Genomic DNA, 8,946 nt, shown 5'->3' with positions numbered 1-8,946 from the left:
ACCCGTCGGGGGGGTGGCCCGGCGCGCGGGGGGGCCCCCCGGCGGGGCGCCCGCCCCCCCGCCCCGCCGCCGGTCGCCGCGCTCGCCGACGACCAGGCCGACCCGGCGCAGCTCGCCCACCAAACTCGTCGGGTCGCCGCACGGGACCGAGCCCTGCTGGTCGGGGCGGTGGCCGGCATCACGGCGGTCACCGTGGCGCTGCTCGCCCTGGTGGTGCCCCGGGGCACCCGTCGGCGCTGGCGACCGGCCGGCCCGGCCTGAGGCCGCCCGCACAGGGCCCTCGCCGCCGACCGGCTGCGGGCGGGGCGCTGGCCCGGACACGGTCAGCGCTCCCGGCCCACATCGCTCACTGGAACAGCCCGGTGTTCTTCTTCTCGGTGTCCAGGTAGTCGGTGGCGGAGTCGTTCACCGCCAACCTGATGTCACGCAGCATCCCCTGCAGGTCCTGCGAGGCCGAACGCCACCGCGCCTGCCGCTGTTCGTAGGCCTGCTGCGCGTCGCCCGTCCAGCTCGCCACCAGCGGGGCGGCGTCGCGTTCGAGTTGACCGAGCTGCGCGTCGAGGGTGTTCAACGCCTTCTGAATGTCAGCGCCGGCCTGCTGCAGCGCGGCGAAGTTGACGACCAGCACACCATGGTCCATCGGATTCCCTCCCCAGCGGGATCAGAGCGGCAGCTGGATGCCGCCGCGGTTGGTGCCGGCCACCCGGCTGGCCACCTCGTCGTCGGACGCGTGGTACTGCCGACCGGCGGTGCGGATCGCACCGGCGGTCTCGCGCAGCGCGCGGTGCAGCGCCGCCTGGTCCTGTGACCACTGCTGCTTGACCTGCTCGAACGACCGGCCACCAGCGCCACGCCAGGCCTGCTGCAACACTTCCAGCTCGGCCAGCAGGCCGGTCAGCATGGACTGCAACGACTGGTCCACCTGCTCGAACTTCGCGGCAGTCTGCTGCATCACCGCTGCTTCTGCCTTGGTTTGGGACATCCGGACGTCACCTCGTCTCTCGGATCGCACCTGGCCGTCGACGCGCCCATCCCGGGGCGACGCGTCGTCGCTTGGCCCGGTCTTTCGAGCACTGAGACACGGGTCAGCGAAGGACTTCGTGGCTGACGGTAGCGACCTCGTAGCGGTTCTGCTACCCCACCGGCTTCCCCTGTGGACAACCGAGGCGGCCATCGGTCGCTTACGATGTGCCGCAGCCACGTCGCGGCGCGTGACGGGCCGCCGGAGGGCGGCCGGCCGCCCGACCCCGGTCCCCACTGGTCGAGGAGGCACGGTGCCGGCGATCACCACCGGAGGGCCGCACCCGCCGACCCCGGTCGGGTCCGAGGCAGGCGCCTCCCCACGGGTGGGCGGGCCGGGTCGATCCACCGACAGCGGTCCACTGCCGGTCGAGCAGCGCACCCCCCGTCGCCGGTCGCCGGCGGCCCACTGGGTCGCACTCGGCCGTCGTGCGGCTGCCGGAGCGCGAGCCGGCCAGCTGGTCACCGCACAGGTCGCGGCGGCCCTGGTGCTCGTCACCCTCGGCCGACCCGCGCCGGTCGTCGCGGCAGCCGTACTGGTGGCCGTGCTGCTGGTGGCCGCCGCCTGGGTGCCGGTGCGGGGCCGGTGGCTGTTCGAGTGGCTCGGCACCGCCATCGGGCACCTCACCCACCGGCGTGCGTTGACCGGGCCGGCCGACGCGGCCGAACTGCTCGACCTGGTAGCCCCGGGCACAGTGGTCCGCTCGACCGAGTTGACCGGCGGGCCGGCGGCCCTCCTGGAGGACACCACCGGCATGGTCGCGCTCCTGGAGCTCGGCGACCCCGGCGACCTGCTGGGTGACGTGTCCCAGGCGATCCCCGCCCCGGCCGCGTTGCTCCCCCCGACCGGGCCGGACCAGCCCCCGCTGCTGGTGCAACTGCTGCTCGCCGGTGCGCCGGCACCGGTGCCGAGCGCCGGTGGCACGGTCGGCACGTCGTACCGGCAGCTCACCGACGGGCGGCTCGCCGGGCGCGAGCGGGCGGTGGTGGCGGTCCGGGTGCTGCGGGTGAACGGTTGGTCCGAGGAGGACCTGCGCCGGGTAATCGCTGGCACGGTCCGCCGGCTCGTCCGCCGGCTCGGGCCGTTGGCCGCGCGACCGCTCGGGGTGCCGGCGGCGCTGCGCGTACTGGGCGAGCTGGCACACCACGACGGCGACCCGGTCCGGGAGTCGTGGCCGGCGATCCGGTCCGGCAGTCTCGTCCAGGCCACCTTCCGTCTGCTCCACTGGCCCGACGCGGGCGTTGCGGCTGGACGCCGGCTGGTGCCCCGCCTGCTGGCGCTGCCGGCGACGGCCACGACGGTGTCGATCTGCTCAGGCCCGTCGCCGACGATGTCGACGTCGTCGGCTCCGCCTACTGCCGGCGGAGTGCCGACCGAGCTGACCGTACGCCTGGCCGCCGGGACGGCGGCCGAGTTGGCGGCGGCCAGCGAGGCGCTGGTCCGCCTGGTGACCGACCTGGGCGGAAAGCTGCGACGACTCGACGGCGCACACCTGAGCGGGTTGGCCGCCACGCTGCCGTTGGCGCTGACGGCACCGGGAGCGCAGCCCCGCCCACCCGCGCCCGGGCCGACAGTGGACGACTGGGAGCTGTCCCTGGGCGACGCGGGAATGATGGTCGGCACCAACCGGCACGGTCGCGCCGTCACAGTGCGACTGTTCCGGCCGGAGAGCACCCGCGTGCTGCTGGTCGGCGGGGTACGGGCAGCCCAGCTGGTGGCCCTGCGCGCCCTGGCACTCGGCGCCCTGGTGGTGGTGCAGACCGCCCGGCCACGGGCCTGGGAGCCGTTCGTCCGTGGGGTTGGCGCACCGGGGGGCACGATCCCGTTGCTCCCTCCCGGTCGGGCGGTCGCCGACGGGGTGGGCACCGCACTGCGGCCGTTGCTGCTGATCGTCGACGCCGGGCCGGTGGCGGCCGAGGCCGTGCCGGGTCCGCCGTGGCGGGCCACCCTTGTGGTACGCGACGAGCTGACCCCGGCCGATGTGGACGCATTGAGCCGCGCCGACCTGGCGTTGCTCCAGCCACTGACCTCCGCCGAGGCCACCCTGGCCGGAGCCGCGCTGGGGCTGGGCGGGTCGGCCGAGTGGCTGACCCGGATCCGGGAGGACATGGTGGCGGTGGTCAACCGTCGGGCGCTGCGCTGGGCACTGCTCTCCCCCACTCCGATCGAGGCGCAACTGATCGGCCCGCCGACGCGCGGCTGAACTGATCGGCCCGCCGACGCGCGGCTGATTCCACCGGACGCGCCAGCCGGCGGGTTACGTCCGTGCGGTGTCCGTGGCACGATCCCCGCCATGGGTTTTCTGAAAGGTCTGCTGATTCGGCTGGCCAGCACAGCTCTGGCTTTCTGGCTGGCCACGCTCCTCATCCCGGGCATCTCCCTGGATTCGAACTCGGCCACCGAGACGGTGACCACGCTGCTCCTGGTGGCGGTGATCTTCGGTGTGGTCAACGCTGTTCTTCAGCCGATCATCAAGACCGTCGGTTGTGGCTTCTACCTGCTGACCCTGGGTCTCATCGCCCTGGTGGTGAACGGGCTGCTCTTCCTGCTCACCAGCTGGATCGCCGACCAGGCCGGGTTGCCGTTCTCGGTGGACGGTTTCTGGCCGGCGGCAGTGCTCGGCGCCCTCTTCGTGAGCATCGTGACCTGGATCCTCGGCGCCGTCCTCGACCGGGACTGACCGCCGACCAGCAAGCACCGACCCGGTCCGTCCGGGGCTCCGACCTCGGCCGGGGCCCCGGCGGGCCGATGACCAGAGTTCGGGAATGTTGCGGCCTTACCGCCCACCTCGGCGGTTAGCGTCGCGGCATGTTCTCGCTGACCTATTCCGACGGCCACCTGCTCAGCACCGATCCGGAGCGGATCGACCTCGATCTGGTGCATTACTGGTTGTCCACCGACGCGTACTGGGCGCTCGGACGGGACCGGGCGACCACCGAGCGGTCGTTCGCCGGCTCGCTGCCGTTCGGCATCTACCGGCCGGAGGACGGCCGCCAGGTCGCCGTGGCCCGGGTCGTCACCGACGGTGCCACCTTCGCCTGGCTCTGCGACGTGTACGTCGACCGCGCCGCCCGGGGTCGCGGGCTGGGCGGACGGCTGGCCGGCGCGGTCCGGGACCACCTGGATGAGCTGGGCGTACGCCGGATCCTGCTCTGCACCAACGACGCCCACCAGGTGTACGCGGGGGTGGGCTTCACCCCGCTGGACGCGCCGCAACGGTGGATGCAGCTGGACCGGCGAGCCCCGGTGACCCCGCTCACCGGAAAGGAACAAAGCAGCACTATGCCCCTTACGGTGGAGACGTGACGCCACTCCGCCTGGGATACCTCTACGGCCTCGGCGCGTACCTGCTCTGGGGTTTCTTTCCGCTCTACCTGAAGCTGCTGCGACCCGCCGGCCCGCTGGAGATCCTGGCCCACCGGATCGTCTGGTCGGTGGTCTTCGTGGCTCTGCTGCTGGGCGCGCTGCGCAACATCGGCTTCCTGCGGGCGCTGCTGCGCCGCCGGTGGGCGGTGGCGGGGATCGTCGCCGCCGCCGCGCTGATAGCTGTCAACTGGGGCACCTACATCTACGGGGTGAACTCGGACCGGGTGGTGGAGACCGCGCTCGGCTACTTCATCAACCCGCTGGTCGTGGTGCTGCTCGGGGTGACGGTGCTGCGGGAGCGGCTACGCCCGGCGCAGTGGGTGGCGCTGGGCATCGGCGCGTCGGCGGTCGCGGTGCTCACCGTGGACTACGGACGGCTGCCCTGGCTGGCGTTGACCCTGGCGTTCAGCTTCGCCGGCTACGGCCTGGTGAAGAAGCGGCTCGGGCTGCCGGCGGCGGAGGGGCTGTTCGTGGAATCGGCGGTGCTGGCGTTGCCGGCGCTGGGCTACCTGGGCTGGCTGACGGCGAAGGCCGACCTGACCTTCGGGCATGTCTCGGCGGGGCACACCGCGCTGCTGGTGCTGGCCGGCGCGGCCACGGCGATTCCACTGCTGCTGTTCGCCGGGGCGGCCAACCGACTGCCTTTGAGCAGCCTGGGCATGGTCCAGTACCTGGCACCGATCCTTCAGCTCGGCTGCGGGGTGCTGATCTTCCACGAGCCGATGCCGCCGGCCCGGCTGGCGGGCTTCGCGCTGGTCTGGCTGGCCCTGATCGTCTTCACTGCCGACGCCGTCCGAGCCTCCCGCCGTACCCGCCGGCCCACCCCTCTCCCAACGCCCGTCCCAACCCCAACCCCCTGACCACCCCGCGATCTTGCAGTTTCTGTCGCCGATATGCCCTCCATGCCCCTTCTGGAAGGACAGAAAGTGCAAGATCGCGAAAGGGACGGGGTGGGTTACGGGACGGCGTAGGTCAACAGGGGGGTGCCGTCGGCTTTCTGGAGCTCCACGCTGACCAGCTCGGCGTCGGTGAACCTCGTCGTGCCGGTGAAGCTCAGATCGTCGCCGGGGGCCGCCAACCACGAGCCGATCTGCTCGGTGGCCCCGTTCGGGCCCCGCGCCACCAGCCGGAACGGGTACGCCTTGCCGTAGCTCGTCCGCGCGTCGTACCCGCAACGCATTCTCACCTCGGTGCCCCACTTCGTGCCGGTCAACCCGAGGTCGGCGTGCACCGGCCCGGCGGAAGCCACCGGTCGCATGGCCACCATCGACACCTGCGGGGCGGGCTTGCCCTGCACGCTGGGCGGGTCGGCCGGTCGAGGCAGCGCCACTGCGGTGCCGACACCGACCAGCAACGCCAGCCCGGCGGCGGCCAGTGTGGTCAGTGCGTACCGTCGCCGGTCCGCGGCGCGTTCCCGACGACGACGCTGGCGGGCCTCGTCGAGCAGCGCGGGCACCCGGGGCGGGGCCGGCGGCGGCAGGATCTGCTCCAACCCCGCCGGGTCGAGGCGCCCGAGCAACCCGGGCAGGACGGCGATCTCGGCGACCGCCTCCCGGCACGAGGCGCAGCCGCCCAGGTGCCGCTCGTAGGCCGCCCGTTCGGCAGGGGCCAGGGCGCCCAGCACGTACGCGCCGTCGTCGTACGCGAACTCGCACCGGGTCATCCCGTCACCCCCATCTCGGCCAGGACCAACCGTAGAGACCGCAGCGCGTAGTGGGTGCGGGATTTCACGGTCCCTGGCGGTACGCCCAGGCGCGACGCCGCCTCGGCCACCGACCGCCCCTGGTAGAAGCACTCGACCAGCACCTCCCGGTGGGTCGGGCTGAGCCGGTTCAGCGCCTCGGCGACGGTCCACGCCTCCACCGCCCGTTCGGCCTCGTCGATCACCTCGGGCGGTTCGGGCAGATCGTCGGTGAACACCTCGCCGACCCGGGTGGATCGCCGCCGCCAGGCGTCGATGGCCAGGTTACGGGCGGTGGTGAACAGCCAGGACCGCACCGATCCGCGCCTCGGGTCGAGTGACTCCGGATGTCGCCAGGCCCGCAGCAGCGTCTCCTGTACCAGGTCCTCGGCCCGCTGCCGGTCCCCGTTGACCAGCCGCAGGGCATGGGCGTACAGCGCCTCCGCGTGCTCGTCGTGCAGCGCGCGGAGCAGTTGGGCGTCGTGGTCGCTGATGGCGGTCTCCTCGCTTCCGGCGCGCGTCCGGCGGTGCGTCCGCTCGGGAATACGTGCGGTCACGCCGATCGGTTCAGCCCGAGGTCAGACGGGTGCCGCCCGGAGAGGTGTTCATGCCCGGTTCACATCGCGGCTGACGAGCGCTCACCACGTCCTCCTAGCGTCCGGCTGGTACGCCGCTTGTCGTGCCACCGACTTCTCTGGAGGCCTCCCCCATGAGCGACCGTCCCCGGCTGCTCCCCCTGTTGAACGGCACCCGTCATGGCACCCGTGATGCCATGACCTGTCTGTACCGGTGCGGAAACGCGTGTGACCACCCGGTCCCGAACACCTCCGACAACGCGTACTTCGGTGACGTGGTGAACGCCGAGGTGTCGCGGCGTGGCGTGGTCCGGGCCGGCGCGGTCGGCGCGCTGGTGCTCGGCTTCGGCGGCACGGCGGCTGGCGCGCTCGCCGGGGCGGCCCCGGCCATGGCGGCCCCGACCGCCCCGGACGTTCCGGAGAACTTCGGGTTCGGCCGCCCGAGCACCGGGATCGGCAGCGGCGCGCTGACCTTCAAGCCGATCCCTCCGAACAAGCTGGACACCCTGGTCGTGCCGAACGGCTACGACCACGCCGTGGTGATCAAGTGGGGTGACCCGGTGCTGCCGGGCGCGCCGGAGTTCGACCTGCACCACCAGACCGCCGCCGCGCAGTCCAGGCAGTTCGGCTACAACAACGACTTCGTGGGCGTGCTGCCGCTGGACAAGCAGGGCAAGCGGGCGCTGCTCGTGGTCAACCACGAGTACACCAACGAGGACCTGATGTTCCCGGGCTTCCCCGGCCTGGACGGGCTCTCCGTGGAGCAGGTGCGCACCGCCATGGCCGCGCACGGCATGTCGGTGGTGGAGCTTGAGCGGGTCGCGGGCACCGGGCAGTGGAAGCCGGTCGGCAAGGGCCCGCGGCCGTACAACCGGCGGGTCACCGCCCTGAGCACCAAGTTCGACCTGACCGGCCCGGCCGCCGGCTCGGCCTGGCTGAAGACCGCCGCCGACCCCAGGGGCCGTACGGTCGTCGGCACGCTGAACAACTGCGCCGGTGGCGTGACCCCGTGGGGCACAGTGCTCTCCGGCGAGGAGAACTTCAACCAGTACTTCGTGGGCGCCGACGCCGCCCCGGCCGAGCTGAAGCCGAAGCTGGACCGTTACGGCATCAGCACCGCCAGCCGCTACCCCAGCGGCAGCCGCAAGTGGGAGCGCGCGGACGAGCGCTTCGACCTGGCGAAGCACCCCAACGAGGCACACCGGTTCGGCTGGGTCGTCGAGATCGACCCGTTCGACCCGGAGAGCCGCCCGCGCAAGCACACCGCGATGGGCCGGTTCAAGCACGAGGGCGCCAACGTGATCGTCGCGAAGGACGGCCACGTGGTCGCGTACATGGGCGACGACGAGCGGTTCGACTACCTCTACAAGTTCGTCTCGGACAAGAAGTTCATGAAGGGCAACTCCTGGGCTGCCCGCAAGCACAACCTGACCCTGCTGGAGTCCGGCACGCTCTACGTGGCGAAGCTCGAGCAGACCAGCGCCGCCGAGATCGACGGTACGGGCAAGCTCCCCACCGACGGCGCGTTCAACGGTCGGGGGCGCTGGATCAGGCTGGTCAGCGGCAACCGGTCGTTCGTCGACGGGATGACCGCGGCGGACGTGCTCACCTTCACCCGACTTGCCGGTGACAAGGTCGGCGCGACCAAGATGGACCGCCCCGAGGACGTCGAGCCGAGCCTGCTCACCGGCAAGGTGTACGTGGCGCTGACCAACAACACCAACCGGGGCGTCGGCAGCAACCCGAAGCCGGACGAGGCCAACCCGCGCAACGCCAACAAGCACGGGCAGATCCTGGAACTGGTCGAGGACCGCAACGACAACACCTCGGAGACCTTCGCCTGGTCGTTGCCGATCGTGTGCGGCGACCCGACCGACCCGTCGACCTTCTTCGCCGGGTACGACAAGACGAAGGTCTCCCCGATCTCCTGCCCGGACAACGTCGCCTTCGACGCCACCGGCAACCTCTGGATCTCCACCGACGGCAACGCGCTGGGCAGCAACGACGGTCTGTTCGCCACCGCGGTGGAGGGTCCGGAGCGGGGTCACCTCAAGCAGTTCCTGACGGTGCCGCTCGGCGCGGAGACCTGCGGCCCCTTCATCACCGGCGACAACCGCTCGGTCTTCGTCGCCGTGCAGCACCCGGGCGAGATCACCGGGGCCTCGGTGGAGAACCCGGCCTCGAACTGGCCGGACGGTGATCACGCCAAGCCGGGCGTGGTGGTCACCTGGCGCCTCGACGGCGGCCCGGTGGGCAGCTGACGGCACGACAGCCACTGACGTTGCTCCGGCGGTCCCGCGTGG

The 8,946-nt window shown here is 72.1% G+C and carries 9 protein-coding genes and 1 pseudogene; 6 read left to right on the top strand and 4 right to left on the bottom strand.

The genetic code is table 11. From position 1 onward, the window contains the following. Positions 1 to 261: pseudogene (locus AB0B48_RS29850) on the top strand (type VII secretion-associated serine protease mycosin); the annotation flags it as partial. A gap of 85 nt (positions 262 to 346) precedes the next feature. Here the strand turns inward: AB0B48_RS29850 and AB0B48_RS29845 are convergent. Next, the gene (locus AB0B48_RS29845; protein WP_355004864.1) at positions 347 to 640 is read right to left on the bottom strand and encodes a WXG100 family type VII secretion target; all 294 of its coding nucleotides are present in this window, start codon (positions 638 to 640) and stop codon (positions 347 to 349) included. A gap of 21 nt (positions 641 to 661) precedes the next feature. Further along, the gene (locus AB0B48_RS29840; protein ID WP_091395516.1) at positions 662 to 982 is read right to left on the bottom strand and encodes a WXG100 family type VII secretion target; all 321 of its coding nucleotides are present in this window, start codon (positions 980 to 982) and stop codon (positions 662 to 664) included. A gap of 292 nt (positions 983 to 1,274) precedes the next feature. On the opposite strand from AB0B48_RS29840, the gene eccE reads away from it, so the two are divergent. The 4 genes from eccE (at position 1,275) to rarD (ending at position 5,247) form a co-directional block, all read left to right on the top strand. Then, positions 1,275 to 3,224, top strand: coding sequence for a type VII secretion protein EccE (gene eccE, locus AB0B48_RS29835; protein ID WP_357207278.1), 1,950 nt, complete (start codon positions 1,275 to 1,277; stop codon positions 3,222 to 3,224). Positions 3,225 to 3,314: 90 nt separating this feature from the next. After that, positions 3,315 to 3,701 (top strand): phage holin family protein, encoded by a 387-nt coding sequence (locus AB0B48_RS29830; RefSeq protein WP_091395522.1) that lies wholly within the window; start codon positions 3,315 to 3,317, stop codon positions 3,699 to 3,701. A 128-nt stretch (positions 3,702 to 3,829) separates the two neighbouring features. Next, positions 3,830 to 4,327, top strand: a complete 498-nt coding sequence (locus AB0B48_RS29825; protein WP_357207277.1) for a GNAT family N-acetyltransferase — start codon at positions 3,830 to 3,832, stop codon at positions 4,325 to 4,327. After that, positions 4,324 to 5,247, top strand: a complete 924-nt coding sequence (gene rarD / locus AB0B48_RS29820; RefSeq protein WP_357207275.1) for an EamA family transporter RarD — start codon at positions 4,324 to 4,326, stop codon at positions 5,245 to 5,247. Before AB0B48_RS29825 ends, rarD begins: the two co-directional genes overlap by 4 nt. Positions 5,248 to 5,342: 95 nt before the next feature. Here rarD and AB0B48_RS29815 read toward each other — a convergent pair whose 3' ends face one another. Further along, complete coding sequence (locus AB0B48_RS29815) at positions 5,343 to 6,050, bottom strand: zf-HC2 domain-containing protein (RefSeq protein WP_357207273.1); 708 nt, start codon at positions 6,048 to 6,050, stop codon at positions 5,343 to 5,345. Next, entirely contained in the window at positions 6,047 to 6,562 is a 516-nt protein-coding gene (locus AB0B48_RS29810; RefSeq protein WP_051708644.1) for a sigma-70 family RNA polymerase sigma factor, read from the bottom strand. The genes AB0B48_RS29815 and AB0B48_RS29810 overlap by 4 nt, the downstream gene beginning before the upstream one ends. Positions 6,563 to 6,777: 215 nt before the next feature. On the opposite strand from AB0B48_RS29810, the gene AB0B48_RS29805 reads away from it, so the two are divergent. Next, on the top strand, positions 6,778 to 8,904 hold the full coding sequence (locus tag AB0B48_RS29805) for a PhoX family phosphatase (protein WP_357207271.1): 2,127 nt from the start codon (positions 6,778 to 6,780) through the stop codon (positions 8,902 to 8,904). Positions 8,905 to 8,946: the final 42 nt, after the last annotated feature.

It is taken from the genome of Micromonospora sp. NPDC049089, from assembly GCF_040648775.1.
Taxonomy (GTDB): Bacteria; Actinomycetota; Actinomycetes; order Mycobacteriales; family Micromonosporaceae; genus Micromonospora.
The sequence above is the reverse complement of the archived record's forward strand: the minus strand, read 5'-3'. Positions and strand labels throughout refer to the sequence as shown.

Bases quoted from the DNA above. Each gene is read 5' to 3' on its own strand.
- AB0B48_RS29825 (WP_357207277.1), top strand. From the start codon at position 3,830: ATGTTCTCGCTGACCTATTCCGACGGCCACCTGCTCAGCACCGATCCG.
- AB0B48_RS29815 (WP_357207273.1), bottom strand. From the start codon at position 6,050: ATGACCCGGTGCGAGTTCGCGTACGACGACGGCGCGTACGTGCTGGGC.
- AB0B48_RS29830 (WP_091395522.1), top strand. From the start codon at position 3,315: ATGGGTTTTCTGAAAGGTCTGCTGATTCGGCTGGCCAGCACAGCTCTG.
- AB0B48_RS29805 (WP_357207271.1), top strand. From the start codon at position 6,778: ATGAGCGACCGTCCCCGGCTGCTCCCCCTGTTGAACGGCACCCGTCAT.
- AB0B48_RS29840 (WP_091395516.1), bottom strand. From the start codon at position 982: ATGTCCCAAACCAAGGCAGAAGCAGCGGTGATGCAGCAGACTGCCGCG.
- AB0B48_RS29845 (WP_355004864.1), bottom strand. From the start codon at position 640: ATGGACCATGGTGTGCTGGTCGTCAACTTCGCCGCGCTGCAGCAGGCC.